This window comes from Parahaliea mediterranea, assembly GCF_017255185.1.
Lineage (GTDB): Bacteria > Pseudomonadota > Gammaproteobacteria > Pseudomonadales > Halieaceae > JAFKCZ01.
Genome location: NZ_JAFKCZ010000013.1, coordinates 45,408 through 71,694, shown reverse-complemented (window position 1 = coordinate 71,694; position 26,287 = coordinate 45,408). Strand labels below are relative to the sequence as shown.

Annotated in this window: 23 protein-coding genes; 11 read left to right on the top strand and 12 right to left on the bottom strand. The window is 67.3% G+C overall.

Translation table 11 applies throughout. The features are described from left to right. Positions 1-9 precede the first annotated feature (9 nt). The gene (locus tag JYP50_RS16750) at positions 10-378 is read left to right on the top strand and encodes a PilZ domain-containing protein (RefSeq protein WP_206561709.1); all 369 of its coding nucleotides are present in this window, start codon (positions 10-12) and stop codon (positions 376-378) included. On the opposite strand, the gene JYP50_RS16745 is transcribed toward JYP50_RS16750, so the two are convergent. Then, a complete protein-coding gene (locus JYP50_RS16745) occupies positions 375-1,514 on the bottom strand; it encodes a PilT/PilU family type 4a pilus ATPase (protein ID WP_206561708.1) in 1,140 nt (379 codons plus the stop codon). The genes JYP50_RS16750 and JYP50_RS16745 overlap by 4 nt on opposite strands. A 235-nt stretch (positions 1,515-1,749) precedes the next feature. On the opposite strand from JYP50_RS16745, the gene JYP50_RS16740 reads away from it, so the two are divergent. Next, positions 1,750-2,817 (top strand): phosphotransferase family protein, encoded by a 1,068-nt coding sequence (locus JYP50_RS16740; protein WP_206561707.1) that lies wholly within the window; start codon positions 1,750-1,752, stop codon positions 2,815-2,817. A 414-nt stretch (positions 2,818-3,231) separates the two neighbouring features. Here JYP50_RS16740 and JYP50_RS16735 read toward each other — a convergent pair whose 3' ends face one another. After that, positions 3,232-4,944: a BamA/TamA family outer membrane protein gene (locus tag JYP50_RS16735; protein WP_206561706.1), complete on the bottom strand. Its 1,713-nt coding sequence runs from the start codon at positions 4,942-4,944 to the stop codon at positions 3,232-3,234. A 227-nt stretch (positions 4,945-5,171) separates the two neighbouring features. Between JYP50_RS16735 and gshA the strand changes: the two genes are divergently transcribed. The 4 genes from gshA (at position 5,172) to JYP50_RS16715 (ending at position 8,509) form a co-directional block, all read left to right on the top strand. Further along, positions 5,172-6,758: a glutamate--cysteine ligase gene (gene gshA, locus JYP50_RS16730; RefSeq protein ID WP_347136827.1), complete on the top strand. Its 1,587-nt coding sequence runs from the start codon at positions 5,172-5,174 to the stop codon at positions 6,756-6,758. 14 nt (positions 6,759-6,772) lie between these two features. Further along, positions 6,773-7,360: an ACP phosphodiesterase gene (locus JYP50_RS16725; RefSeq protein WP_206561705.1), complete on the top strand. Its 588-nt coding sequence runs from the start codon at positions 6,773-6,775 to the stop codon at positions 7,358-7,360. A gap of 64 nt (positions 7,361-7,424) precedes the next feature. Next, the gene (locus tag JYP50_RS16720) at positions 7,425-7,931 is read left to right on the top strand and encodes a disulfide bond formation protein B (RefSeq protein ID WP_206561704.1); all 507 of its coding nucleotides are present in this window, start codon (positions 7,425-7,427) and stop codon (positions 7,929-7,931) included. An 89-nt stretch (positions 7,932-8,020) separates the two neighbouring features. After that, the gene (locus JYP50_RS16715) at positions 8,021-8,509 is read left to right on the top strand and encodes a sigma D regulator (protein ID WP_206561703.1); all 489 of its coding nucleotides are present in this window, start codon (positions 8,021-8,023) and stop codon (positions 8,507-8,509) included. Positions 8,510-8,529: 20 nt separating this feature from the next. On the opposite strand, the gene JYP50_RS16710 is transcribed toward JYP50_RS16715, so the two are convergent. Continuing rightward, entirely contained in the window at positions 8,530-9,291 is a 762-nt protein-coding gene (locus tag JYP50_RS16710) for an FKBP-type peptidyl-prolyl cis-trans isomerase (RefSeq protein ID WP_206561702.1), read from the bottom strand. Between the two features lie 253 nt (positions 9,292-9,544). Then, the gene (locus JYP50_RS16705; RefSeq protein WP_206561701.1) at positions 9,545-10,009 is read right to left on the bottom strand and encodes a TIGR02444 family protein; all 465 of its coding nucleotides are present in this window, start codon (positions 10,007-10,009) and stop codon (positions 9,545-9,547) included. 48 nt (positions 10,010-10,057) lie between these two features. Between JYP50_RS16705 and JYP50_RS16700 the strand changes: the two genes are divergently transcribed. After that, positions 10,058-11,962, top strand: coding sequence for an ABC-F family ATP-binding cassette domain-containing protein (locus JYP50_RS16700; RefSeq protein WP_206561700.1), 1,905 nt, complete (start codon positions 10,058-10,060; stop codon positions 11,960-11,962). Here JYP50_RS16700 and JYP50_RS16695 read toward each other — a convergent pair. Together JYP50_RS16695 and JYP50_RS16690 are read right to left on the bottom strand one after the other, a co-directional pair. Next, positions 11,959-12,219, bottom strand: a complete 261-nt coding sequence (locus JYP50_RS16695; protein ID WP_347136824.1) for a GIY-YIG nuclease family protein — start codon at positions 12,217-12,219, stop codon at positions 11,959-11,961. The two genes, JYP50_RS16700 and JYP50_RS16695, sit on opposite strands and share 4 nt — an antisense overlap. A 7-nt stretch (positions 12,220-12,226) precedes the next feature. Next, entirely contained in the window at positions 12,227-14,362 is a 2,136-nt protein-coding gene (locus JYP50_RS16690; protein WP_206561699.1) for an FAD-dependent oxidoreductase, read from the bottom strand. A gap of 216 nt (positions 14,363-14,578) precedes the next feature. On the opposite strand from JYP50_RS16690, the gene trxA reads away from it, so the two are divergent. From trxA to ubiD, 3 genes are all read left to right on the top strand, one after another. Next, the gene (gene trxA, locus JYP50_RS16685; protein WP_206561698.1) at positions 14,579-14,905 is read left to right on the top strand and encodes a thioredoxin TrxA; all 327 of its coding nucleotides are present in this window, start codon (positions 14,579-14,581) and stop codon (positions 14,903-14,905) included. A gap of 253 nt (positions 14,906-15,158) precedes the next feature. Beyond that, positions 15,159-16,427, top strand: a complete 1,269-nt coding sequence (gene rho / locus JYP50_RS16680; RefSeq protein ID WP_206561697.1) for a transcription termination factor Rho — start codon at positions 15,159-15,161, stop codon at positions 16,425-16,427. Positions 16,428-16,566: 139 nt separating this feature from the next. After that, complete coding sequence (ubiD, locus tag JYP50_RS16675; protein WP_206561696.1) at positions 16,567-18,054, top strand: 4-hydroxy-3-polyprenylbenzoate decarboxylase; 1,488 nt, start codon at positions 16,567-16,569, stop codon at positions 18,052-18,054. A 581-nt stretch (positions 18,055-18,635) separates the two neighbouring features. On the opposite strand, the gene JYP50_RS16670 is transcribed toward ubiD, so the two are convergent. From JYP50_RS16670 to JYP50_RS16645, 6 genes are all read right to left on the bottom strand, one after another. Then, entirely contained in the window at positions 18,636-19,877 is a 1,242-nt protein-coding gene (locus tag JYP50_RS16670) for a heme biosynthesis HemY N-terminal domain-containing protein (protein WP_206561695.1), read from the bottom strand. A 2-nt stretch (positions 19,878-19,879) separates the two neighbouring features. Next, a complete protein-coding gene (locus tag JYP50_RS16665; protein WP_206561694.1) occupies positions 19,880-21,103 on the bottom strand; it encodes a uroporphyrinogen-III C-methyltransferase in 1,224 nt (407 codons plus the stop codon). After that, positions 21,104-21,829 carry a uroporphyrinogen-III synthase gene (locus tag JYP50_RS16660; RefSeq protein WP_241263238.1) on the bottom strand — a complete coding sequence of 242 codons (726 nt, stop codon included), beginning with the start codon at positions 21,827-21,829 and terminating at the stop codon, positions 21,104-21,106. Positions 21,830-21,869: 40 nt separating this feature from the next. Then, entirely contained in the window at positions 21,870-22,799 is a 930-nt protein-coding gene (hemC, locus tag JYP50_RS16655) for a hydroxymethylbilane synthase (RefSeq protein ID WP_206561692.1), read from the bottom strand. A gap of 100 nt (positions 22,800-22,899) precedes the next feature. Beyond that, complete coding sequence (locus JYP50_RS16650; RefSeq protein WP_206561691.1) at positions 22,900-23,634, bottom strand: response regulator; 735 nt, start codon at positions 23,632-23,634, stop codon at positions 22,900-22,902. Then, positions 23,631-24,698, bottom strand: a complete 1,068-nt coding sequence (locus tag JYP50_RS16645) for a sensor histidine kinase (RefSeq protein ID WP_206561690.1) — start codon at positions 24,696-24,698, stop codon at positions 23,631-23,633. The genes JYP50_RS16650 and JYP50_RS16645 overlap by 4 nt, the downstream gene beginning before the upstream one ends. Positions 24,699-24,804: 106 nt before the next feature. On the opposite strand from JYP50_RS16645, the gene argH reads away from it, so the two are divergent. After that, on the top strand, positions 24,805-26,205 hold the full coding sequence (gene argH / locus JYP50_RS16640) for an argininosuccinate lyase (RefSeq protein WP_206561689.1): 1,401 nt from the start codon (positions 24,805-24,807) through the stop codon (positions 26,203-26,205). The last annotated feature ends 82 nt before the right edge of the window (positions 26,206-26,287 follow it).

Below are 26,287 nucleotides of genomic sequence, written 5' to 3'. Positions count from 1 at the left end.
GAATAAAAAATGGCCGAGGACAAACGCAACTACCGCCGACTCCCCCTCCAGAGCACTGTGTTCCTGGAAGTCGAGTCCAGGGCGGAAACCGGCGAGGGCCAGTCCACCATACTGCGCTGTCGCAGCGCGGACATTTCCGAGCGCGGTCTCAGCCTGGGCCTTGAACGGGCGGTCGCGGTCGGCGCGGTGCTGCAGGTGGGCATCGACCTGGCGGACGAGGGCTTCAACACGATTTTCCTTGCCGCCGAAGTGGTCTGGTGCAAGCCCGGCGATGATGGCTGGCGCGCGGGCTTCACCATACTGCACGCCAGCGACTCGGATTTCGTGCGCTGGCGCGCCCTGCTGCGGCAGCTGGTCGGCGAGGACGAGGCCGGCTAGAAAGGCCCCGGCGCTTCCTCTTCGTCCAGGCTCTGCAGGCTGAGCTCGACATTGCCGTCGTCGCGCAGGGCCTCTTCCTTGGCGAACTTGATCTTCAGGCGCACGTTGTTGGGCGAGTCGGCATTGCGCAGGGCCTCCTCCTCGCTGATCAGGCCCTCGCGGTAGAGGTCGAACAGGGCGCCGTCAAAGGTTTTCATGCCGGCGTTTTCGGACTTCTCCATCACCTCCTTGATGCCGTCGATCTGGCCCTTGAGGATCAGGTCCGCCACCATCGGCGTACCCATCAGGATTTCGATCGCCGCGCAGCGCTTGCCATCCACCGTGGGTATCAGGCGCTGCGACACAAAGGCCTGCAGGTTCAGCGACAGATCCATCAACAGCTGGGCGCGGCGCTCCTCGGGAAAGAAGTTGATGATCCGGTCCAGGGCCTGGTTGGCGTTGTTGGCGTGCAGGGTGGAGAGGCAGAGGTGGCCGGTCTCGGCGAAGGCGATGGCGTGCTCCATGGTTTCCCGGTCGCGGATCTCCCCGATCAGGATCACATCGGGCGCCTGGCGCAGGGTGTTTTTCAGGGCGTTGTGCCAGCTGCGGGTATCCACACCCACCTCGCGCTGGTTGACGATGGATTTCTTGTGCTTGTGCACATACTCCACCGGGTCCTCAATGGTGACGATGTGGCCCGAGCTGTTGCTGTTGCGGTAGTCGACCAGCGCCGCCAGCGAGGTGGACTTGCCCGACCCCGTGGCGCCGACGAACAGCACCAGGCCGCGCTTGCGCATCACCACCTCCGGCAGGATCGGCGGCAACCGCAGCGTCTCCCAGCTGGGAATGTCCGCGACGATATTGCGCGCCACGATCGCGACTTCGTTGCGCTGCACAAAGATATTGATCCGGAAGCGGCCGAAGCCGGAAATCGAGGTCGCCAGGTTCATCTCCAGCTCCTGCTCGAACTCCTGGCGCTGGGTTGCGTCCATCAGCGCGTAGGCGATCTCCTTGATCTCCCCGGGCTTGAGAATCTCGCTGCCGATGGGACGCAGGGTGCCCTCGAACTTGGCGCAGGGCGGCGCCCCGGTGCTCAAGTAGAGGTCCGAGCCACCCTTGGTCGCGAGAAATTTAAGCCATTCGGTAATGCGTTGCATCTTCCCTGCCCCCTAGGCCCGATGTACCGGTTGTTGTCATTGATCGGCGCATCGCCAGCGCCGCTTTAACTCTAACAGCTTGCCCCCGGCGGACAAGCGCCGCGGCCGTGCTTTCTGGACTTAATACCAAATAGGCCGCCTGGCCGCTTTAACAGGCTGTCGCAAAACAGCCTGGCGACCGGCTGCCAACTGCCCTATGCTATACAGGCGTATAGTCAATAACAGGATAACAGCAATGGAAGAGGCGCGCCCCACCCCCCTGCTCGAGGATATCGACGGCACCCGCGACAAGCTCGCCGGCTGGTTCAGCGAACGGCGCGGCTACCCGGTCACCATCGACGAACTTCGCATCCCCGAAACCAACGGCATGTCCAATGTGACCCTGATGTTCGACATACAGTGGGAGGAAGGGGGACAGACACAGCGCCAGTCCTGCGTCGGCCGCCTGCAGCCGGAAATCGAGCGCCCGGTGTTCCCCAGCTATGCCCTGGAACCCCAGTACCGGGTCATGGAGGCGCTGGCGCGCCACACCGACATCCCGGTCCCGGAGCTGCTGGGCCTGGAGACCGACACCGGCCTGCTGGGGGTGGAGTTCTATATCATGGGCCGCATCGAGGGCCGGGTGCCCGGCGACATGCCGCCCTACAATATGGACGGCTGGCTGCTCAACGACACCAGCGAGGCGCAGCGCGCGACCCTGTGGCGCGCCGCGGTGGACACGCTGGCCCGGTTCCACGGCATCGACCACCGCGCGCTCGACCTGCCGCACACGGCCCTGCCGGCGGGCAAGACCGCGCTGCAGGCGCAGCTGGATTACTGGCAGCACTACCACGACTGGGGCCTGGAGGGCCGCACCCACCGCATCGGCCAGCGGGCCCTGGACTGGCTGCGGGCCAACCAGCCGGCCGACGAGCCGGTGGGGCTGTGCTGGGGGGACTCGCGCATCGGCAATATGATGTTCGCCGACAGCCTGGACCGGGTGGAGGCGGTGCTGGACTGGGAGATGGCGGTGCCGGGCAACCCGGTGCAGGACCTGGCCTGGTTCAACTACCTGGACGCGACCTTCGCCGAGGGCCTGGGCATGCCGCGCCTGCCGGGCCTGCCGAGCTACGAGGACACCATCGCCCAGTGGGAGGCCGCCACGGGGCGCGAGGCCGGGCACTACGACTACTATTGGATCTTCGCCGGCACGCGCTACGCGCTGATCATGTCGCGCATCATGCTCGCCACGGGGCAGGAGGGCGAGGTGCAGGAGAACTTTGTGTGCAAGATGCTGGAGCGATATCTGGATAAATTGACCTGAAAGCGGGCAGTAGAAGGGATGCCCACAAAGAGATTGGTGGCGGCACGGGAAGCGGGTGTCCTCTTGCCAGACACGCACACAAGTACGTCCCTGTAGGCTCGGCAGCGGCCGTCCATGGCCGCTGACGGTCTGGCAAGAGGACACCCGCTCCCCGCACCTTCGCTTTGCACTTCGCCGGATTCGACAGGCCTTTGAGCTTCCCCCACTCTGCAAGTACGCGATGGTTCAATTCAAAGGCCGCGAGCCGGGAGGGCCGTGTAGCGACCGTCAGCGGCCATGGATGGCCGCTGCCGAGCGCGACAGGGATGTCATGCTTATAGCGTGTCGCGTAACGGCCCTCCCGGTTCGCGGCCGCCACCCAACCTGAAATGAGCGGCTGGTCCAGCCGGGCTAAAAACCTAGAGACGCACCCAATTAAAACCGGTCCTTGACCGTAAACAACACCTGCACCCCGTCCACATCGTCGTCCTTGACGAAGGGAAAGGCCACATCCACATGGACCACCGCGCTCTTCTCCGCGCGGCTGGAATTCAGCCGCAGGCCGATACCCGCGTCCGCCAGCACCCCGCCGTTGGAGCCGTTGTCGCGGTTCTCGTACCAGGCGCGGCCCACGTCCACAAAGGCCGCCAGACCCACCCGGAACAGCCGGAACGGGTGCCAGTCCGAGTAGTAACGCTGCTCCAGGTTCCACACCACCGAGCGGTCCCCCGCCTGGTAGTTGCGGTCGTAGCCGCGCAGCCCCGTGGCGCCGCCCAATACCACCTGGTTCTCCCCGGTCAGCCCGTCCGTGTACTCCAGGCGCAGGCCCGAGTACAGCGCCCACTGGCGGGTCTGCTTGTAGTGGTAGCGGCTCTCGACGTGCCACCACAGGTTCTCGAAAGACTCGTCGTCCAGGGTCCAGAACCCCGACAGGGTCGAGCCGACCACCCACAGCTGGCCATTTCCCGCCAGCAGCGTATTGTCGTAGCTGCCCTGAAACGCCACCTGGTCGCGGGTCGCGTCCAGGCCCTCGGACGAGTAGCCCAGGCTCCACTGGTAGCGCTCGCCGATAAACACATCCTCGGTGCGGCTCAGGTAGTCGAAATTGTGCAGCTCGGCGAACTCGTCCTCCACCGACTGGTAACCGAAATAGGGAAAGCTGTAGGTGCGATCTTCCGGCAGGCTGGACGGCGGGATATCCGAATCACTGAAACTGAAATTGTGGCGCTGGTAGGTGTAGCCGTAGAGCCAGCGGCTGACCCGCTTGCCGGGTTCCGGGTGGGCGGCGTAACCGCCGAACAGGCGGTAATCGTCCTGCTCGTGGTCGAACTCGGCCACTTCGTCGCCGCGGAACCACAGTTTTTCCTCCAGCTTGAGCTCGCCCAGTTCGCCGCCGGCGGCCCAGCGTTCATAGATCGAGAAAAACGGCCGGTTGATGCGCAGATTGTGGTCGTAGCCATCGTCGTTGTCGGTGTAGCGGGCGCGCAGCTGCCAGCGAGTACCCATCACGTTGGGGTCGGAATAGTTGAGGGTGTAGCCGGCGCGCTCCTCGTCGCTGTCGTACTCCAAAAGCACCTGCTTGCCGGTGCCGAGGAAGTTGCTGTCGCGAAAGCCCAGGGCATAGGTATTCTCCCCGCCGCTGCGGCTGAAGGATATCGACGGCAGGAAGGTCCAGATATCGCGGGTGACGACCTCCACGTCCACGGTGTCGCCACACCAGCGCCAGGGCCGCACCCGGGCGTCGTAAATGAACTTGAGGTTGCGCAGGATGCGCTCGGACTCCTCGATGCGGCGCTGCTCGTAGGCCTCCCCCTCCTCCACCAGCAGATTGTCGCGCACCACCCATTCCCGGGTCACCGAGTGGAAATTGTTGGCCCAGCGGTACAGGGCCCCGCTTTCCGCCGGATCGTTGTTGTCGAACACCGCGAAGCGGCGGATGCGGATACTGCCAATCGCCACGCCCGGCGGCAGCCGCTCCGCCAGGGCCCTGTGTTCCGCGGAGTCGCGAAAGCGGAAGCTCTCCGAGGGCGGCTGGTCAGGCACCACCACGCAGTTGTCCACCGCCGCTTGCGCCAACACCGGCCAGCCCGCGACGCAGCCAAGCAACGCCAGCGCCGGCCCGAGTTGGCCCCGGGCCCGATACCACACTGAATCGGCGCCGCCATGACGGGGCGCTCTCGGGACAATAGCCATACTGGCAAAGATAGCTCCGAGCGGGCCGCGGGACAATACACCCGCGGCGAATCCGGCAACCGCGGCCGCTGTACTCGCGCCCGGCGGGGCGATAAACTTGGCCCCGGTTTCACGCCAGGCCCGCCGCCACCGGGCCCGTCCCCGCGCCCCGTCCAGCAGGCCGTTGAAAAAAGGAGTGTTCAGTGTCACCTCAGTTGCAACATTACCTGCAGGCCCTGGCGGCCCCCGACACGCGGCAACTGCTTCGCCAGATTCACCGCGGAATCGAGAAAGAAAGCCTGCGCATCACCCCCGAGGGGCGACTGGCGCAAACACCGCACCCGCGGGCACTCGGCTCGGCCCTGACCCACCCTTCCATCACCACGGATTATTCCGAGGCGCTGCTGGAGTTCATCACGCCGGTGGACACCAGCGTGGAACATACCCTGCAGACACTCGAGGACGTGCACCGCTACGTGTACAGCCAGCTCGGCGACGAACTGCTGTGGAGCGCCAGCATGCCCTGCGTGGTGGCCGGCGACAACAGCATACCGGTGGCACGGTACGGCAGCTCCAACGTGGCGAGGATGAAAACCATCTACCGCTACGGCCTCGGCCACCGCTACGGGCGGGCCATGCAGGCCATTGCCGGTATTCACTACAATTTTTCCATGCCCCAGGCCTACTGGGAGCAGGACTGGCGCGCCGCGGGCCAGCCCGGCGCGCTCAAGGACTGGATCACCGAGCGCTACCTGGGCCTGATTCGCAATTTCCACCGCTATTCGTGGCTGCTCATCTACCTCTACGGCGCTTCGCCAGCGGTGTGCTCGAGCTTCCTGCGCGACCGCGACAGCCACGGCCTGGAAGCCTTCGACCCCGAGGGCCGCACCCTGTACCAACCCTACGGCACCGCGCTGCGCATGGGCGACCTGGGCTACAACAGTTCGGCCCAACGCGGCCTGCGGGTGTGTTACAACTCCCTCGACAACTACGTGGATACGCTGCGCAGCGCCATCATGCAGCCCCACGCCGACTACGGCCGCATCCCCACCGGCCTGAACGGCGACTACCAGCAGCTGAACGACAGCCTGCTGCAGATCGAGAACGAGTTCTACAGCACCATACGGCCCAAGCGGGTCGCCTACTCCGGCGAGACGCCCCTGCACGCGCTGCGCCGGGGCGGAATCGAGTACATCGAGGTTCGCTGCATCGATGTCAGCCCCTTTACCCCGGTCGGTATCGACGCCGCCCAGGTGCGCTTCCTGGACGCCTTCCTGCTGTACTGCCTGCTGGGGGACAGCCCGCCCTGCGACGACGACGAGCAGTCCCGGCTGCAGGCCAACCTGACCGCGGTGGTCAATCGCGGCCGCGAACCCGGCCTGTGCCTGCGGACCGCGCAAGGGGAGCGGCCGCTCAAGGAGCTGGCGCGGGAGCTGCTGGCGGGCATCGACCAGGTGGCGGCGCTGCTCGACACCGCCCACGAACCGGGCGAGCACCGCGAGACAGTGGCGGCGCAACGGCGCAAGATCGACGATCCCGACCTCACCCCCTCGGCGCGCCTGCTGCGGGAGATGCGCGAGCGGGACCTGCCCTACTTCCGCCTGGCGCTGGATTACAGCCAGCAGTGGGCGCGGCATTTCCGCGCCGAGCCGCTGCCCGCCACAACCGCCGCGCGCTTTGCCCGCGAGACCGAGGAGTCCCTAGCGGCCCAGCGCGACATCGAGGCCTCGGACACGATCAGCTTCGAGCAGTACCTCGAGCAATTCTACGCCCAGTACCAGGCGGTATAGACGCCGTTGCCGCGGTGAATTTCCTGGCCCACTTCCACCTCGCCTGGCCCGATCCCGGCCTGGTGGCGGGCGCGCTGGAAGGCGACTATTGCAAGGGCCCGTTGCGCGGGGCGCTCACCGCCGATATCGAGGCCGGCGTGCGGCTGCACCGGGCGGTGGACGCCTTCACCGACACGCACCCCGAACTGTGCCGCCTGCGGGAGCGCTTCCCCGGCGAGCTGCGCCGCTATGCCGGCATTCTCATCGACCTCGGCTTCGATCACTACCTGACCCGCCACTGGCGGCGCTTCAGCGATCGCGAACTGGCCTCATTCAACGCCTCGATCTACCGCCTGCTGCGCGAGCGCGAGGCGGAGTTGGGACCGGGCTCACAACGCATGCTGGCGCGGCTGGTGGAATACGATCTGCTCAACCGCTATCACCGCTGGGACACGGTCACCGACAGCGCCGAGCGCGTCGGCTCGCGACTGCGGCGGGGCAATGCCCTGCGGGGGGTGGCGGCGCCGCTGGAACCGCTGAAGCCGGCCCTGGAGTCGGCCTTTCTCGCCTTCTACCCGGACCTGGTGGCTTTCAGCCGGCACTTCCGACAGGGCCTGAACTAAACCGCCCCGCCGGCATCAAAACGCTGCGCGCGGCCCCACAACCAACAACAGGAAGCTTGAATTCATGCTACAGACCCTCTCTCCCCGCCTGGTATTTTTCGGCCTGGCCCTGCTGGCCCTGGTCTCCATGCTGTTCGCCTACTTCTACCTGCAGCAGCACTTGGGCCTGGCGCCCTGCCCCCTGTGCATGACCCAGCGCGTCGCCGTGGTGGCACTCGGGGTCTTCGCGCTGCTGGCGGCGCTGCACAACCCGACGGGTAACGGGCGACGGATCTACGCCGCGCTGTGCGCGGTGGCGGCGACCTTCGGCGCCGCCATCGCCGGGCGCCACGTGTGGCTACAGTACCTGCCCGAGGACCAGGTGCCGGCCTGCGGCCCCAGCCTGGAGTACATGCTCGAAACCCTGCCCTTCGCGGAAACCGTAAAGATGGTGATGATGGGCGACGGCAACTGCGCCGAGACCATGTGGACCTTCCTCGGCCTGAGCATCCCCGAGCAGACCCTGGGCCTGTTCCTGGTGCTGCTGGCCATCAGCCTGTGGCAGCTGCTGCGGACCGCCCCCCGCTCCTGAACTCGGCCGTCGCGCCCCCGGCCCTTGCCCGCGGCCCGGGGGCGGGCTTATAGTAGATCGCATCCCCTTCCCCTGCGCGAGGCCGGGCCATGCCGAACAGCCACAAGGACCCCCGGGAACAGTACCGGGCCGTGGAATCACTGATCACCGAGTGGCTCAAGGAGCGGCGCGCCCTGCTGACGACCTACACCGCGATGGCGGTCGATGTGGATCACGGTCCGTCACCCGACAGCCAGCATCGCCGGCAACAGGCGCTGTGCGAGCTACTGGTGGACTACGTCTCCGCCGGACATTTCGAGGTGTTTCACCAGCTGATCGAGGAGGCCGAGTGCTTCGCCGACGGCAGCAATGCCCTGGCGGCCGGGCTGATGCCCGCGATCGGGGACACCACCGAGTTCATCCTGGCCTATGAGGAAAAATACACGGGCAGCGCGGGGAATGGCGACAAACTGTCGCGGGACCTGTCCGCCCTGGGTGAGATTCTGGAGACGCGTTTCGAGCTGGAAGACCGGCTGATCGCCGGCCTTCACGGCAGCCACCGGCGCCTGATGGAGGCGCCGGTGCAATCAGCGTCCTAGAGGGACGCTAGCGCCGGATATCAGCCGGCTTCGTCCGCGTTCGCTTCCTCGCCGCCTTCCTGGTCGACGATGTCGAGCAGCTCCACCTCGAACACCAGCGCCGCGTTGGGGCCGATCAGGTTGCCCGCGCCGCCGGCGCCGTAGGCCAGGTCGGAGGGGATATAGAGCTTCCACTTCGAACCGACCGGCATCAGCTGCAGCGCCTCGGTCCAGCCGGCGATAACCTGACCCACGCCAAACTGTACCGACTGGCCACGCTTGTAGGACGAATCGAACTCGGTGCCGTCAATCAGGGTGCCGCGGTAGTTTACGTCCACGGTGTCATCGGCACTGGGGGTTTCGCCGTCACCCGACTCGAGCACTTCGTACTGCAAGCCGGATTCGGTGGTTACCACGCCTTCGCGCGCGGCGTTCTCGGCCAGGAACTCGGCAGAGGCCTGTTCGTTGGCCTTGGCCGCCTCATCGCGGGCCGCCTGGGCCTCGGCCTGCACCTTCTGCTGATAGGCCTGCATCTCGGCCTGGATCTCCTCCGGCGTCAGGCGCGGCTCCTTGCCCTCCAGGCCATCGCGCAGGCCGGCGGTGAAGGCGTTCACGTCCAGGGGCACATTGTCGGTGGCCATACGCTGGCCAAGACCCAGGGCGATACCGTAGCTCAGGCGCTCGCCGGTGGTTTCCAGGCTGGCCGCGGCGGCCTGCTCGGTATCCGGCGTGGACGCTTCTTCGTTGCAGGCCGTCAGGGCCACCGCGGAGACCAGCGCCAGGGGCAGTGCGTACTTCTTCATAAAGTCATTCCATTTGTGGGTGAGTGAATCGTCGTCGCCTGCCCTTGCCGCGGCTAATACACGATGGCCACTGGAACTGCCGCCAGTGCCGGTGGCCACTCAGCGATGGAAATCACGGGCAGGGCTCATGCCCCTTCGGGGAGCACTTGCATAATGGGCACCGATCATACTACCCATGGCACCGCTTGGGCCACCCCCGCCAGAACGCGGCGGGGGCCCCGCGTTCGCTGGCATCGCCCGCTTTGGAGCGCGCTCAGGGGGCAAGCGCCTCCGCCAGGGCCTCCACCAGGGCCGCCGAGGCGGTTTCCCCGACGCCACTGGCGTCAAAAACCGCGTCCAAATTAGCGCGCAAACCGGCGCTAGCGGCGCGCGGCGGATGGGCCACGCTGTACTCCCAGATGCGGTCCTGCTGCGCCCGTTCGGCCTGCAGCTCGAGGGCCCTCAACTGCCCCCGCAGCGCCGCCACGTCGGGCACCTGCCGCCACTGGCGCCGCAGCTCGCGCAGGGGCGCCACCACGTCGCGGCGCCAGCCCTCGGTGGCGAGCAGCAGGCCCTGCAAGTGCGCCCTATCGACCCCGCGCTCGCCCCGCGCCAGCCAGGCGGCGTAGAGCAGGATATTGACGTCCACGCCATGGCGGTCCTGGGCCTCCAGGCACAGCGACTCGACGCCCGGCCGGGCGTAGTGTCGCAGGGAAAAGTGCCAGAGGGGATTGTCCATGTCGCTCCATCGACTGTACCGGTGACAGCGCGTAGAATTCGCCGCCTGATGATTATACTACGCGAACTATCCCTGCGCCGGGGCAGCCGCCTGTTGCTGGAGCACGCCGCGGTCACCATCCAGCCGGGCCAGCGGCTGGCGCTGATCGGCGCCAACGGCAGCGGCAAGTCGAGCCTGTTCGCCCTACTGCTGGGCAAACTGGCCGCCGACGCCGGCGAGATCGAGGGCATGAACGGGCTGCGCCTGGCGCACATGGCCCAGGAAGTGGAGAGCACCGACCTCCCCGCCGGGGAGTACGTGCTGCGCGGCGACGAGGCCCTGGCGCGACTCCGGGACGACATCGCGCGCCTGGAAGACGCGGGCGACTACGCCGCCACCGCCCCCCTGCACAGCGCCATGGAGGCGATGGACGGCTACAGCGCCGAACGGCGGGTACAGCGCCTGCTCCAGGGCCTGGGCTTCGCCGGGGACGCCTTCGACCGCCCGGTCAGCGACTTCTCGGGCGGCTGGCGCATCCGCCTCAACCTGGCGCGCGCGCTGATGGCGCCCTCCGACCTGCTGCTGCTGGACGAGCCCACCAACCACCTCGACCTGGACGCCACGCTGTGGCTGCAACAGTGGCTGCAGCGCTATCCGGGTACGCTGCTGATGATCTCCCACGACCGCGACTTCATCGACGCCACCTGCGAGCGCATCCTGCACATCGAGCACCAGGCCCTGAACGCCTACAAGGGCAACTACTCGGATTTCGAACGCCTGCGGGCGGAGCGGCTGGCCAACCAGCAGGCCACCTACGAGAAGCAGCAACAGCGCATCGCGCAGATCGACGATTTCGTGCGCCGCTTCCGCTACAAGGCCACCAAGGCGCGCCAGGCCCAGAGCCGCCTCAAGGAGCTGGAGCGCATGCAGAAAGTGGCGCCCGCCCACCTGGATTCGGCCTTCAGTTTCTCCTTCCCGGCGCCGGACAAGAGCTCCGACCCCCTGTTGCGCCTGGACGAGGCGAACCTGGGCTACGGCGACACCGCGGTGCTGCGCCGGGTCGAGCTGCAACTGCGCCCGGGCAGTCGCTACGGCTTGCTGGGCAAAAACGGCGCCGGCAAGTCCACGCTGCTCAAAAGCCTGGTGGGCGAACTGCCGCTGCTGGCGGGCAGCCGCCAGCCGGGCGAGCACTGCCGGATCGGCTACTTCCACCAGCAGACCCTGGAATCGCTCGACCTCGCGGCCAGCGCGGCGCTGCACGTGCAGCGCCTGAGTCCGGAGGCCCGGGAGCAGGAGGTACTCGACTTCCTGGGCGGCTTCAACTTCCGCGGCGACGCCGCCACCGCCGCCATCCGCCCCTTCTCCGGGGGCGAAAAAGCGCGCCTGGCACTGGCCCTGGTGGTGTGGCAAAAACCCAACCTGCTGGTGCTGGACGAGCCCACCAACCACCTCGACCTCGACATGCGCAACGCCATGGAAATGGCCTTGCAGGACTACCCCGGCGCGCTGATCCTGGTCAGTCACGACCGCCACATGCTGCGCAATACCTGCGATGAACTGCTGCTGGTGCACGATGGCGTGGTGGAGGAATACCGGGATGACCTGCGCGCGTACGAGCGCTGGGTGCTGTCTTCCTACGGGGCCGGCGCCGGCGACACCGACGCGGGCGAGCGGACGCCGGCGGCCGCCGACGAGCGCGGCAACCGCCGCTCCCAACGCCAGCAGGCCGCTGCCGCGCGGGAGCAGCTGCGCCCGATCAAGCAGGCCATCAAGCGCATCGAGCGCGACATGGGCGCCGCCGAGGCCGCCATCGCCGCCCTGCGCGAGGAGCTCGCCGACCCGGCGCTGTACGACGGCGACAACAAGCAGCGGGTGACGGAACTCACCCAGCGGGAGGGCGCGCTGCAACAGCAGCTAGAAACCCTGGAAGCCGAGTGGCTGGCGCAGCAGGAGGCGCTGGAGGAGCTGGGCTAGTCCCCCGCCACCGCCACCAACGCCAGTTTCTGCCCCCGGGTCAGCCGCTTGATCGCCGCCTCCCGTCGCAGGGCCTCGCCCCGGCTCGCCGCGACCTCGCGCCAGCACAGGCTGACCGGCCGCCGCCCGCGGGTGTATTTGGGGCCGCCGGCCAGCTCGCCATTGTGCTGGGCCAGCCGCCGCTCCAGGTCGCGGGCGATCCCGGTGTACAGGCTGCCGTCGGCGCACTCGAGAATATAGACACACCAGTCCGCCACGACCCGCTCAGCCCCGCCGCCAGGCGTGGTAGCGCTGCGCCCAGCGCAGCAGGCGCTCGGGCTTGCGCGCCTTGCGCCACTCCCCGGCGAGGAACTTGTTGGCCTCGGAGAAGGTGGGGTAGATGTGAATGGTGCCGAGAATGCGGTTGAGGCCGATGCCGTGCTTCATCGCCATCACGAATTCGTTGACCAGCTCCGCGGCATGGGCCGAGACAATGGTGGCCCCGAGAATGCGGTCGCTGCCCGGCGGCGTCAGCACCTTGATGAAACCGCCTTCCTCGCCGTCGGTCAGCGCCCGATCCAGTTCCGCCAGGTCGAAGCGGGTCACCTCGAAACGCAGGCCCCGGGCACCCGCCTGGGCCGCGCTGAGCCCCACCCGGGCGACCTCGGGATCGGTAAAGGTGGCCCAGGGCACCACCGAGTAATCCACGGCAAAGCGCCGCCAGCCGCCGAACAGGGCGTTCACCGCGGCGTACCAGGCCTGGTGACTGGCCATGTGGGTGAAGCGGAAGGGGCCCGTGACATCGCCGCAGGCGAGAATGTTCGGCACCCGGGTGCGCAGGAAATCGTCCACCGGCAGGCTGCCGTCCTCCGCCAATTCGATACCCAGCGCCTCCAGGCCCAGGCCCTCGGTATTGGCCCGCCTGCCGGCGGCCACCAGCAGGCGGTCGAAGCGCAGCTCCACCGCCCTGCCCCCACGCTCGAAGCGGCAGAACTGGGCGCCGCTCGCGCGCCCGAAGGCCACCGGCACGCTCAGTGTATGCACCTCGATACCCTCGGCGGCGAAACGCGCCGCCAGCAGCTCGCCCACCTCCGGGTCCTCGCGCGGCAACAGGCGCTCGGCACGGGTGACCAGGGTGACCTGCACATCCAGGCGCGCCATGGCCTGGGCCAGCTCGCAGCCGATGGGGCCGCCGCCGAGCACCAGCAGGCGGCGGGGCGGGGTTTCCATGGACCACAGCGTGTCGGAAGTCAGGTAGTCGAGGGCTCGTATCCCGGGCACATCCGGCACCCGCGGCCGGGCGCCGCTGGCGATCACGATGTGGCGCGCGGTAATCCGCCGCTCGCCCACCATCACCTCCCAGGGCGATACCAGGCGCGCGGCGCCGTGCACGCAGTCCACCCCGAGCCCGGTGAAACGCTCCACCGAATCGTGGGGCTCGATGCGGCGGATCACGCCCCGCACCCGCGCCATCACCGTGGCGAAGTCCACGCGTACCGGTACCGCCGCGAGGCCAAACTCCGTGGCGCGGCGCAATTCCCGCGCCGCCCGGGCAGAACGGATCAGCGCCTTGCTGGGCACGCAGCCGGTATTCAGGCAGTCGCCGCCCATGCGCTCCCGCTCGATCAAGGTGACCCGGGCCTTTACCGTGGCGGCGATCAATGCCGTTACCAGGCCGGCGGACCCGGCGCCAATGACCACCAGGTTGGTGTCGAAGGAACGCGGGCGGCGGAACTCGCGATACATGCGGCGCGCGCGCAAGCCATCCACCAAGCGTCGCGCCACCAGGGGAAACAGCCCCAGCAGCGCGAAGGACAGCAACAGGCCGGGCGACATGATGCCGGCGGCGGATTCCAGCTGGCCCAACTGGGTGCCGGCATTCACAAACACCGCGGTGGCTGGCAGCATCCCCAGCTGGGACACCCAGTAGAAACGCCCGGCACCGACCGGCAACAGGCCCATTACCAGGTTGACCAGGAAGAAAGGGAACAGGGGCACCAGGCGCAGGGTGAGCAGGTAAAAGGTGCCGTCCCGGGCGAAACCGCGATTGATGGCGCGCAATTGGTGACGGAAACGGTCCTGCACCCAGTCGCGCAGCAGCCAGCGCGACACCAGGAAACACAGCGTGCCGCCAATAGTGCTGCCGAAGGAAGCCAGCAACAGCGCGTACCAAAACCCGAACAGGGCGCCGCCGGCGAGCGTCATCAACGCCGCGCCAGGCAACGCCAATGCGGTCACCGCGATGTACGCCAGCAGATAGAGCGCGCCCGCGAGCAGCGGGCGCGCGGCGCACCAGTGTTGCAGGGTTTCGACATGGGCCTTGACGGCCTCGAGGCGCAGCAGGTCGCCCAAACCAAAGACAAACCACGCGCCGATCAGTGCGGCGATGATAAGCAGTACCAGGATGCGTTTGCGCTGCAATGTCCCCTCCGGCCTTATTGTGCCCGGCCCGCGCGAAACGCCGGGCGTTGATTTTTTTACCGGTCCGGCCGCGCTGCGCCCAGCCTGGCGTTATAGCCGGCCAGTCTATATGCATGACCAAATACTCTAGGGGGCTGGTTGTGCCCCCTTCGGCCGGTGGTATGATAGCAGGCCTTAATTCAAGCGGCCCCCGGCCAAAAAACTCTGGAGAACACGATGAGTGAGCAAATCGTACACGTCACCGATGCCAGCTTTGACGATGAAGTCCTGAAATCCGACCTGCCCGTGCTGGTGGACTTTTGGGCCGAGTGGTGCGGCCCCTGCAAGATGATCGCACCGGTGCTGGATGAAATCGCCAGCGAGTACGACGGCAAACTCAAGGTGTGCAAGGTCGACGTGGACGCCAACCCGGACATCCCGCCCAAGTTCGGCATTCGCGGCATTCCCACGCTGATTGTGTTCAAGAATGGCAACGCCGAAGCGACCAAGGTCGGCGCCCTGTCCAAGTCGCAGCTCGCCGACTTTGTCCAGGAAGTCCTCTGAATACCTCGGCCGGGCCCGCCACGAGCGGGCCCCATACCCCTCCCGAAACACGAAAAAAACCTGTAGACGGACCCACCGGGGCGTGCTACATTTTCTGCTGTCACACCATTCCGTGCGGCAATAATAAATCCGCTACTCACTTTATTACTGTTTAGTACTGCTTGGACTTCCGTCTCATGCGGGCTGGGCCCACCGGCATGCCGGTCTGTAGCGCCTTACCTACTCCGTTTTCTAATTCTCACTCCTACACCCTATGAATCTGACTGATCTCAAGACCAAATCCACCCAGGAACTGATTGATATTGCCAAGGAAATCGGCCTGGAGAACATGGCCCGCTCGCGCAAGCAGGACATTATCTTTGCCATCCTGAAGCGCCACGCCAAGAGCGGCGAGGATATCTACGGTGACGGGGTGCTGGAGATACTGCAGGACGGCTTCGGCTTCCTGCGCAGCGCCGACAGCTCCTACCTGGCGGGACCCGACGACATCTATGTCTCCCCCAGCCAGATTCGCCGCTTCAACCTGCGCACCGGCGACAGCATTTCCGGCAAGATCCGCCCACCCAAGGACAGCGAGCGCTACTTCGCCCTGCTCAAGGTCGGCGAGGTCAACTTCAACAAGCCCGAGAACTCCAAGCACAAGATCCTGTTCGAAAACCTCACCCCGCTGTTCCCCGACGAGCGCCTGCAACTGGAAAAGGGCAACGGCAGCTCCGAGGATTTGACCGGTCGCGTCATCGACCTGGTCGCCCCGATCGGCAAGGGCCAGCGCGGCCTGCTGGTGGCCCCGCCCAAGGCGGGCAAGACCATCATGATGCAGAACATCGCCCAGGCCATCATCAGCAACAACCCCGAGTGCTACATCATCGTGCTGCTGATCGACGAGCGCCCGGAGGAAGTGACCGAGATGCAGCGCTCGGTGGGTGCCCGCGGCGCGGAAGTGGTCGCCTCCACCTTCGACGAACCCCCGGCCCGCCACGTGCAGGTGGCCGACATGGTGATCGAGAAAGCCAAGCGCCTGGTGGAACACAAACGCGACGTGGTGATCCTGCTGGACTCCATCACCCGCCTGGCCCGCGCCTTCAACACCGTGGTGCCCAGCTCCGGCAAGGTGCTGACCGGCGGTGTCGACGCCCACGCCCTGGAGCGCCCCAAGCGCTTCTTCGGCGCGGCGCGCAACATCGAGGAAGGCGGCAGCCTGTCGATTATCGCCACCGCGCTGATCGATACCGGCTCCAAGATGGACGAGGTGATCTACGAGGAGTTCAAGGGCACCGGCAACATGGAGCTGCACCTGGACCGCAAGATCGCCGAGAAGCGCGTCTACCCCGCGATCAACATTCGCCGCTCAGGCACCCGCCGCGAGGAACTGCTCACCGGCGAGGAAGAGCTGCAGCGCATGTGGATTCTGCGCAAGCTGCTGCACGGCATGGAAGACCTGCCGGCGGTCGAGTTCCTGCTCGACAAACTGCGCGACACCAAGACCAACGACGAGTTCTTCATGTCGATGAAGCGCAAGTAAAACACGCTCCACGGCCGTGCAATAGACACCCCCGTCTATTGCACGGCGCCCCCGCGCCAATATCCTCCGCCACCGACGTTGCACTCCTGAAAGACTGGGGTTACTGTCCCCTCCTCCATCCGCAACAGGCCGGCACACCGTGAATTACTCCGATCTCCGCAGCTTCCTGGACATGCTGGAACAGCGCGGCGAACTCAAGCGCATCAGCGCCGAGGTGGACCCCCACCTCGAGATGACCGAAATCGCCGACCGCACCCTGCGCGCCGGCGGCCCCGCGCTACTGTTTGAAAATCCCAAAGGTTACAGTACACCGGTACTGGCCAACCTGTTCGGCACCGAGCAGCGCGTGGCCCTGGGCATGGGCGCCGACAGCGTGGAAGCGCTGCGCGAAATCGGCGAGATCCTCGCCTACCTGCGACAACCGGACCCGCCCAAGGGCATGCGCGACGCCTGGGAAAAAGCCCCCCTGCTCAAGCAGGTGATGCACATGAGTCCGAAGCTGGTGCGCAACCCGCCCTGCCAGTACCACGCCAAGGAGGGCGACGCGGTGGACCTGTACCAGCTGCCGATCCAGACCTGCTGGCCCGGCGACGCCGGGCCGCTGGTCACCTGGCCGCTGGTGATCACCCGCGGCCCGGAAAAAGAGCGGCAGAACCTGGGCATCTACCGCATGCAGTTGATCGGCCGCAACAAGCTGATCATGCGCTGGCTGTCCCACCGCGGCGGCGCCCTGGACTACCGCGACTGGCAACTCAAGCACCCCGGCAAGCGCTACCCGGTGGCGGTCGCCCTCGGCGCCGATCCCGCCACCACCCTGGGCGCGGTCACGCCAGTGCCCGATACGCTCTCGGAATACGCCTTCGCCGGCCTGCTGCGCGGCGGCAAGACCGAGGTGGCCGAGTGCCACACCGCGCTGTGCCGCGAGCACGGCCTGCAGGTCCCCGCCACCGCGGAGTACATCCTGGAGGGCTACCTGGAACCCGGCGAGATGGCGGACGAGGGGCCCTTTGGCGATCACACGGGCTACTACAACGAGGTGGAGCGCTTCCCGGTGTTCACGGTGGAGGCCATCACCCACCGCGAGGCCCCGATCTACCACAGCACCTACACCGGGCGCCCGCCGGACGAGCCGGCGGTGCTGGGCCTGGCCCTGAACGAGGTGTTTGTGCCGATCCTGCGCAAGCAGTTTCCGGAGATCACGGATTTCTACCTGCCGGCGGAGGGCTGCTCCTACCGCATGGCGATTGTGACCATGCGCAAGGAGTACCCGGGACACGCGAAGCGGGTGATGCTGGGGGTGTGGTCTTTCCTGCGCCAGTTTATGTACACGAAGTTCGTGGTTGTCACCGACGACGACGTGAACGCCCGCGACTGGCAGGACGTGATCTGGGCGATCACCACGCGCATGGACCCGCGCCGCGACTGCACGTTCATCGACGACTCACCGATCGACTACCTGGATTTCGCCTCGCCGGTGTCGGGGCTGGGCTCGAAGATCGGCATGGACGCGACCAACAAGTGGCCGGGGGAAACCTCCCGGGAGTGGGGGCGGCCGATCGTGATGGACGAGGCGGTGAAGGCGCGGGTGGACGAGCTGTGGGATGAGTTGGGCATTCTGTCCAAATAATCCTCCCTTTGGAGCCGAGAGCCCGCCCCTCTTTTTCGGGCACAACAGGCCCGGCTTTTCGGGTCATTCAGCCAAATCACGTAGGCTCCAACAGGTTGCTTACTCATTGTACTGGCGCCACCTTCGAGCCCAGTGGCGGCGCGCGAAGCGGGTGCCCCTTTGCCAGACACGCACACAAGTACGTCCCTGTAGGCTCGGCAGCCGGGACGCCGGACCGGGCCATCCATGGCCGCTGACGGTCTGGCAAAGGGGCACCCGCTCCACACGCCTTCGCGTTGAGCCGAAACAGTTTCGTTCAGCTTTTGCGTCAGCCGTATTCGGAAAACACGCCGACAGTTCAAATAGAAGGTCGCGAGCCGGAAGGGGCCGTGTAGCGACCGTCTACGGCCATGGATGGCCGTAGCCGAGCGCGACAGGGATGTCATGCTTTTAGCGTGTCGCGTAGCGGCCCCTTCCGGCTCGCGGCCGCCACCGGACTCGATTAAACGATGGACCGAAGCGAAGGCCGAATGGAAGGCCGAATGGAAGGCCGAATGAATGACCCGAAAAGAGGGCCCGCTGTCGGCCCTACAGGGGGCGGATCAGGATTCGTTGCCGAGCCGCTTGGCGCCGGCACTGGGCATCGGCAGTTCCGGCAGCTTCACGTCCCGTAGCAGCCCTTCCTCGAAGTAGCGCGCGCTGACCTTGGGCTCGCCCAGCGCCCCCAGCAGGCGGCCCAGCTCCGCGCAAACCTCCGGCGTGTGCTGCAGCTTGTAGCTCGCCTCCAGGTAGTCCCGGGCCTTGCCCCACAGCTCGCAGCGGGCCGCCAGCCGACCCAGGCAGAGCAGCAACTGCGCATCGTCACGGTGCTCCTCCAACCAGCTCTCCGCCTGGCTCAATTGCTTACTGTCGCTGGCGCCGTGCACAAACGCATAGAGCCGCACCAGCTCGCTGTCCCAGTCCCGCTTCAGCGCGCGCAGGCAGACCTTTTCCGCCGCGTCGTGGGCGTCCTGGGTAATCAGCAGCGCCACATAGGCGCGCAGCAGGTCGCGATCGCGCTTCCACTGGGCCGGCAGCTCCTGCCAGCGCTGCTGCAGCGCCTGTGTCGCATCGCCGCCGCGGGCCGCCAATTGCAGGCGCCGCCGGTGCACCTGGCGCTCCAGGGCTGCCAGGTCGGCGGCGGGCAGCACCTGGTGCCGGGTCAGGTCCGGCAGCAGGGCGGCCAGGTTGTCCCAGTCCTCCAGGCCCAGGTAGGCCTGGCGCAACAGGTCGAGCACGTGCGGGTGGCGGGCGGCGTTGCGGCGGGCCCGCACCAGGGTGGCCACCGCCTGCTCGTACTGGCCGGCGTCGAGCTTGATCTCCGCCTGGGTCAGCTCCACCGCGATGCCGGCCTGGGCGTCGGAGCGCTCCGCCTCGCCGAGGAATTCGCGCATCTTGTCCTGCTCGCCCAACTCGGAGCTGGCGCGGGCCGCCATCAGGTAGTTGATCATCGGCGTTTCGTTGTGGCGGGCGCCGCGCAGCAGCTGGCGGCGGGATTTCTGCCAGTTGCCCTCGATATAGTTGATCAGGCCGCGATTGGTCAGGCGCGCGGCCTGCCGCCCCCGGCGGGCGCCCATCCAGTGCGCCACCGAGCGCTGGCCAAAAAACAGCTTGCGCACCAGGCGCACCGCGCCGTAGACCAGCAGGGTGAACAGCACCAGCAGCACCAACCCCACCCACAGGCTGGTCTCCAGGGTGTAATTGCCATAGGCAATGAGCACATAGCCGGGATCGGTCTCGATCACGGCCACCACGCCGACGCCCAGCAGCAGGGCGATGAGGATCAGGGCGAATACGCTACGCACGGCTAGTTACCCGTCCCGGCGGCGTCGCGCTCGCGCCGGGCCAGGGCCTCGTCGAGGGCGCGCAGGGAGCGGGAAATATCCGGCAGCGCCACGGTCACGGTCTCCCCCGCCAGCTGTTCCAGTTCGGCGTCCACGGCACGGGCGGCGCGGCCGTCGGACTCGAAAAACTGGGCCACCCAATGGCGGGCGCGCTGCAGGCTCTCGCGATACAGCCGCGCGTTACCCGACAGCAGGGCCACCTGGGACTGCTCCAGCAGCATGCGCAGGTTCTGCCGCACCAACCCTTCCCACTGCGGGTCCATCAGCGCCTGCATCGGCACCTCGCGGCGGCGGATGATGATGTAGTCGGAGAGTTTTTGCAGGGCCGCCTGGTAGCCCTGCTTCAGGCGACCGCGCCAGTCCTCGGCGGGAGCCTCGGCGAGGCGTCGCTCCGCCTCCGGCAATTCGAAAATGGCGAGTTGTCCGGCCTCCTGGGCCAGGGCCGACAGGCGCAGGTACAGGCCCTCGGTGTCCAGTCTAGGCACCGCGCGCAGGGCCGCGAGATCGGCGGCGATGGCGCGGCGCGCGGAGTGCAGGCGGGTGTCGTCGAGCTGCCGGAGAATCGCATCGGCGCTGCGCAACAGGGCCTGGGCCGACTCGGCATCGCCGGTCATGATCAGGCGCTGGTTGGCCAGGCGCAGCAGGTACTCCACCTCCGCCAGCTGCCAACTCTCGCGATCGGCGGCGCTGTAGCGGGCCAGCTCCTCGCCGTGTGCGCTCACCCGGCTGTCGATGCCCTCGAGTTGCGACGACAACTCGCGCAGGCGTCCGGCCTGCTCCGCCAGGCGCGGCTCCAGTTCCGCCAGGCCCTCGCGCAGCTCGCCCTGCAGCTCGGTTTCCAGTGTATCGTTGAGCTCACGCAACTGGGCCTGCTGCTCGCTGGCCTCCATGACCTCGCGCTCGGTAACCGCCTCGAGCATCGCCAGGCGATCGAGCAGGGCGGACTCGCGCCGCTGGGCCTCCAGCAGCAACCAGGCCGCGGCGCCGCCCAGGGCCAGCACCAGCAGCAGGGCGAGCGTGGCAACCACCGGAAAGCCACCGCCGCGGGCGGGCGGGCGGTATTCGTCGTCGCGCCGCTCCGCCACCGCCGGTGCCGGAGGCTCGGGCTGCGCGGGCTCCGGCTCGCCGCCGGGCGTGGGCGGGACATTGTCCGGGGAGATGATGTTGTTGTCCTTGTCGTCGCTCACTCAATCGTCTCCACTGTCTCGCAACCACCGTTCAACCGCTTGCAACATGGCCTCGTCGGAGGCGTTCTCGGCCACCCGCACGCGGCCGAGGCCGGCGGCCTCCGCCGCCTGGGCCACCCGGCGCGAAGGCACCAACAGGGTGGCGCGCTGTCCTAACTTAGAGGTTTCTTCCGGGCTAAGCAACGCCAGCAGGTTATCCAGCCCCTCGCCGCTGCTCAGCAATAACAAATCGGCCCGCCACTCGGCCAGCCGCGCGGCCATCTCGCCCGCGGGCAGTCGTACCGGGGCCCGCCGGTAACAAGCCAACTGGTCTACCCTGGCGCCCCGGCGCCGTGTTTCATCGCGCAGCACCAGCCGCCCGCCCTCGCCCTTGACGATGAGGACGCGCTGGCCGTGCAGATCGCGCAGCGGGGGCAGGCGCAGCAAGCCCTCGCTGTTCATGTCGCGCTCCGGCACCAGCGCCTGGATACCGAAGGCGGACAGGGCGCGGGCGGTACCGGAACCCACCGCGTACCAGTGCAGCCCCACCGGCCACTGCGGCCAGTAGTCCTCCAGCCAGGCCATGCCGTAGTGGACGGCATTGGTGCTGATAAAGATCACATGCTGGTAGAGATCCAGTTGCTGCAATATGGCGCGCTGGGCGGGGTCGGGCTCCGCCCGCGGCTGGAGCTCGATCAAGGGCTGGTGGAAAACCTGCAGACCACGCGCTTCCAGGGCGGCGCGCAATGGCGCTTCCTGTCCCGCGGGACGGGTAACCAATACCCGGCTAGCGGCCATAGACCTCGGCCAGGATCTCGCCGGCCCCCTGCGACAGCAGCTCCTCCGCCACGCCGATGCCAAGGGCCTCGGCCTGCGCCACCGGGGCCGTGGCCTCGGCGCGCAGCAGCAGCGTGCCGTCCGGCCGCCCCACCAGCCCCCGCAGCCACAGCTCGCCGCGCCCGGTAAATTCGGCATAGCAGGCGATGGGTACCTGGCAGCCGCCCTCCAGCCGCCGGTTGAGGGCGCGTTCGGCCGTCACCCGCTGCGCGGTGGGTTCGTGGTGCAGGGCTTGCAGCAGCGCCAGGGTTTGCGTGTCGTCACTGCGCAACTCGATGCCCACGGCACCCTGCCCGCCCGCCGGCAGGGACACCTCGGCCGGAATGCGCTGGCGAATGCGCTGGCTCATCTCCAGCCGCAACAGGCCCGCGGTGGCCAGGATAATGGCATCGTATTCGCCGTCGTCCAGCTTGCGCAGGCGGCTCTGCACATTGCCGCGCAGGAACTTGACCTCCAGGTCCGGGCGCCGCTCGCGCAACTGGCACTCCCGCCGCAGGCTGGAGGTCCCCACCACACTGCCGGCCGGCAGCGCGTCGACGCTGTCGAAGTGATTGCTGACAAAGGCGTCGGTGGGATCCTCGCGCTCGCAGATCACCCCCAGGCCCAGGCCCTCGGGGAAGGCCATGGGGACGTCCTTCATCGAGTGCACGGCAATATCGGCACTGCGGTCCAGCAGGGCGGTCTCGAGCTCCTTCACGAACAGGCCCTTGCCCCCCACCTTGGCCAGTGGCACATCCAGCAGGCGGTCGCCGCGGGAGGTCATGCCCAGCAGCGCCACGTCCAGTCCGGGGTGCGCGGCGCGCAGGGCGTCGCGTACATATTCCGCCTGCCACAGGGCCAGGGGAGATTCTCGGGTAGCAATGGTCAGCGGGCGGGGCATAGGCTTGCATCGGTAAAAAGTGAACCGCCCATGATACCAGTCGCGAGGAGCCTCAGCGATACTGACGACAAGAGCCTCGGCGATATCAACGACAAAAGCCTCAGCGATCCAGCAGCCGCTCCTTGACCGCGGCCAGGTGCCGCCGGCTGACCGCCGGTCGCAAGGTCACGCCCTCCAGCTCCACGCACCAGCCGCCGTCCCCGTTGCGGGCCAGCCGCCTCACGTGGTGCAGCGACACCAGGGCATTGCGGTGCACGCGCAGGAAGGCGTGGCCGAACTCCCCTTCCAGGTCCTTGAGGGAGTCCGGCAGCAGCAACTGGCGCCCGGGGGCAAAGGCGGTAACGTACTTCTGCTCCGCCAGGAAGCAACGCACTTCTTCCACCGGCAGGGTTTCCAGGCCCCGGTGCCCCTGGCTGGAGACCTGGCGCCGCGCTCCCGCCCGCTCGCCATCGTCGCGCAACGCCGCCACCTGCACGCGATTGACGCGAGCCGCGCGCCGCAGGGCCTGCGCCAGTTCCTCCTCGCGCACCGGTTTGAGCAGGTAGGCCGCGGCCTGTTGGCGCAGGGCGTCCAGGGCGTATTCGTCGTAGGCCGTGCAGAATATCACCGCCGGCGGCCGCTCCAGCTCCGCCAGCCGCGCCGCCAGTTCAATCCCCCCCATGCCCGGCATGCGCACATCCAGCAACACCAGTTGCGGATCAAACGCTTCCAGCACCTCGAGCGCCCCCTCGCCGCTGTCAGCCTCGAGGCATTCGACAGCCGGGTCCAGGCGGGCCAGCAGGCGCCGCAGGCGATCACGGGCCAGGGACTCGTCGTCGACAACCAAGACCTTCACGGCTGCTCCTTCGGGACAGTGAGTGGGTAGAACAGGCGCACGCGAAATTCGCCCTCGCGATCATCGATCTCCAGCCCCGCCGCTTCGCCGAACAGGGCCTGCAGGCGCTGGCGAATGTTTTCCAGGGCCATGTGCAGCCCCCCGGAATGCCGCTCCGGGGGCATCGGGTTGCGGACCTCCGCCCGCAACGTGTTGGCGTCGACCGCCACCGACACGCGAATTGTCCCCCCCCGCGGCAGGCGGGCGATACCGTGGTACACCGCGTTTTCCACCAGCGGCTGCAACACCAGGCCCGGCATGGCGACACCCTCCGCCTCCGGGGCAACATCCCAGTCCACCGCCAGGCGCTCGTCCAGGCGCAGCTGCTCGATCCCCAGGTAGCGCCGGCACAGGCGCAGCTCATCCGCCACGGTCGCCGGCTCACCGCTCTCGCGCAGGCTGGCGCGAAACAGTTCGGCCAGGTCCTCCACCGCGCGCTCGGCGCTCTCCGGCCGGCTGTCGATCAGGCTGGCGATGCTGTTGAGGGTGTTGAACAGGAAGTGCGGACGAATCCGCGCCCGCAGGGCATCCAGACGGGCCTGGAGCATTGAACGCTCGCGCAGGCGCAGCTGGTGCTGCAGGAAGAAGTAGCGCAGCGCGATACCGGTCACCACCAGGGCGATCAGCAGGTTGCGCAACAGGGCCCAACTGTCGAAGACCTCGCCGGGGGCCCGGGGGTAAAAGTAGAAGGCGCCGAGGGTACTGAGCGCGGTGACCACCAGCACCAGCGACAGGCCCGCGACGCTCGCCGCCACCAGCCCCATGCCCGGAAAACCGCTGCGCAGCAGACACAGCAGCGCCGCGCTCAGCAGCACCACCCACTGCGCGAACAGCGACGCCTCCGCCAGCAACGTCCAATCGTAGTCGGGCAGGCCGCTGACCGCGAGCGTGTACACCAGCACCAGCAATTCCGTCAGCAGCACAATGACAAACACCTGGCGGGTGCCACAGAGGTCGGGAATGAAAAACTCCCCGGTGGTTTGTGTCGTTATCGTGTCGTCACGCCGCGTTACCGCCAGCCGCATTCGCGCGCCCCCTCTAATGGTTACTGGTATACTTGCATCCCCTATTCGCACCGACAAGTGTAAAACCACCACGCGCCGCAAGCGGCGGTCAGTACCCGGGAGCACCATGAGCAAAGACCAGGACACCAGCAAACTGTGGGGCGGACGCTTCACCGAGGCCACCGACCGTTTCGTACAGCGCTTCACCGCCTCGGTGGATTTCGACCAGCGCATGGCGCAGGAGGATATCGCGGGCTCCCTGGCCCACGCCGAGATGCTGGCCGCGGTGGGCGTGTTGAGCGCCGATGAACTGGCCCAGATCCAGGGTGGACTGGAGCAGGTGCGCGAGGAGATCCAGGGCGGCAGCTTCGCCTGGTCGGTGGAGCTGGAAGACGTGCACATGAACATCGAGGCGCGCCTGACTCAGTTGATCGGCGCCACCGGCAAGAAGCTGCACACCGGCCGCTCCCGCAACGACCAGGTGGCCACCGATATCCGCCTCCACCTGCGCCGGGCCATCGACGACATCGCCGTCGAGCTGGGCCGCCTGCAACTGGGCACCATCGAGCTGGCGGCGCGGCACGCGGACACGGTGATGCCCGGTTTCACCCACCTGCAGACCGCCCAGCCGGTCGCCTTCGGCCACCACCTGCTGGCCTGGAACGAGATGCTGGAGCGCGACCACGGGCGCCTGGCCGACTGCCGCAAGCGCCTGAACCAGTCGCCGCTGGGCGCGGCCGCGCTGGCCGGCACCACCTACCCGATCAAGCGCGAGATGACCGCCGCGGCGCTGGGTTTCGACAAGCCCACCGAAAACTCCCTCGACTCGGTGTCCGATCGCGACTTCGCCATCGAATTCTGCGCCTTCGCCGCGCTGCTGCTGACCCACCTGTCGCGGATGTCGGAGGAGCTGGTGCTGTGGACCTCCGCCCAGTTCGACTTTGTGGAGCTGCCGGACCGCTTCTGCACCGGCTCCTCGATCATGCCGCAGAAAAAGAACCCGGACGTACCGGAACTGGTGCGCGGCAAGACCGGGCGGGTCAACGGCCACCTGATTTCCCTGCTCACCCTGATGAAGAGCCAGCCCCTGGCCTACAACAAGGACAACCAGGAGGACAAGGAGCCCCTGTTCGACACCATCGACACGGTGCGCGACTGCCTGCGCGCCTTTGCCGACATGGTGCCCAACATCCGCCCGCGCCAGGACAATATGCGCGAGGCGGCGCGGCGGGGCTTTTCCACCGCCACCGACCTGGCGGACTACCTGGTGCGCCGCGGCCTGCCCTTCCGCGACGCCCACGAGGTGGTGGGCAAGGCCGTCGCCCACGGCGTGGCCCAGGGACTGGACCTGGCGGAGATGGACCTGGCGACGCTGCAGGGCTTCTACCCGCAGATCGAGGCGGACGTGTTCGAGGTGCTCACCCTGGAGGGCTCACTGGCGGCCCGCGATCACCTGGGGGGCACCGCCCCGGCCCAGGTGCGCGCGGCGGCGGAGCGGGCCCGCGACCTGGTGCAATCGAGAGGCTAGTAACCAGGCAGAGCCTGCCCCATAAACGCAGCGAGTGCTTGCGGTACGTCCCCGCGCCGCTACTGTGCCCGCGGCATTGGCT

Coding starts and splice junctions, on each gene's coding strand:
- JYP50_RS16750 (WP_206561709.1), top strand. CDS start 10: ATGGCCGAGGACAAACGCAACTACCGCCGACTCCCCCTCCAGAGCACT.
- JYP50_RS16745 (WP_206561708.1), bottom strand. CDS start 1,514: ATGCAACGCATTACCGAATGGCTTAAATTTCTCGCGACCAAGGGTGGC.
- JYP50_RS16740 (WP_206561707.1), top strand. CDS start 1,750: ATGGAAGAGGCGCGCCCCACCCCCCTGCTCGAGGATATCGACGGCACC.
- JYP50_RS16720 (WP_206561704.1), top strand. CDS start 7,425: ATGCTACAGACCCTCTCTCCCCGCCTGGTATTTTTCGGCCTGGCCCTG.
- JYP50_RS16715 (WP_206561703.1), top strand. CDS start 8,021: ATGCCGAACAGCCACAAGGACCCCCGGGAACAGTACCGGGCCGTGGAA.
- JYP50_RS16710 (WP_206561702.1), bottom strand. CDS start 9,291: ATGAAGAAGTACGCACTGCCCCTGGCGCTGGTCTCCGCGGTGGCCCTG.
- JYP50_RS16705 (WP_206561701.1), bottom strand. CDS start 10,009: ATGGACAATCCCCTCTGGCACTTTTCCCTGCGACACTACGCCCGGCCG.
- JYP50_RS16700 (WP_206561700.1), top strand. CDS start 10,058: ATGATTATACTACGCGAACTATCCCTGCGCCGGGGCAGCCGCCTGTTG.
- trxA (WP_206561698.1), top strand. CDS start 14,579: ATGAGTGAGCAAATCGTACACGTCACCGATGCCAGCTTTGACGATGAA.
- rho (WP_206561697.1), top strand. CDS start 15,159: ATGAATCTGACTGATCTCAAGACCAAATCCACCCAGGAACTGATTGAT.
- hemC (WP_206561692.1), bottom strand. CDS start 22,799: ATGCCCCGCCCGCTGACCATTGCTACCCGAGAATCTCCCCTGGCCCTG.
- JYP50_RS16645 (WP_206561690.1), bottom strand. CDS start 24,698: ATGCGGCTGGCGGTAACGCGGCGTGACGACACGATAACGACACAAACC.
- argH (WP_206561689.1), top strand. CDS start 24,805: ATGAGCAAAGACCAGGACACCAGCAAACTGTGGGGCGGACGCTTCACC.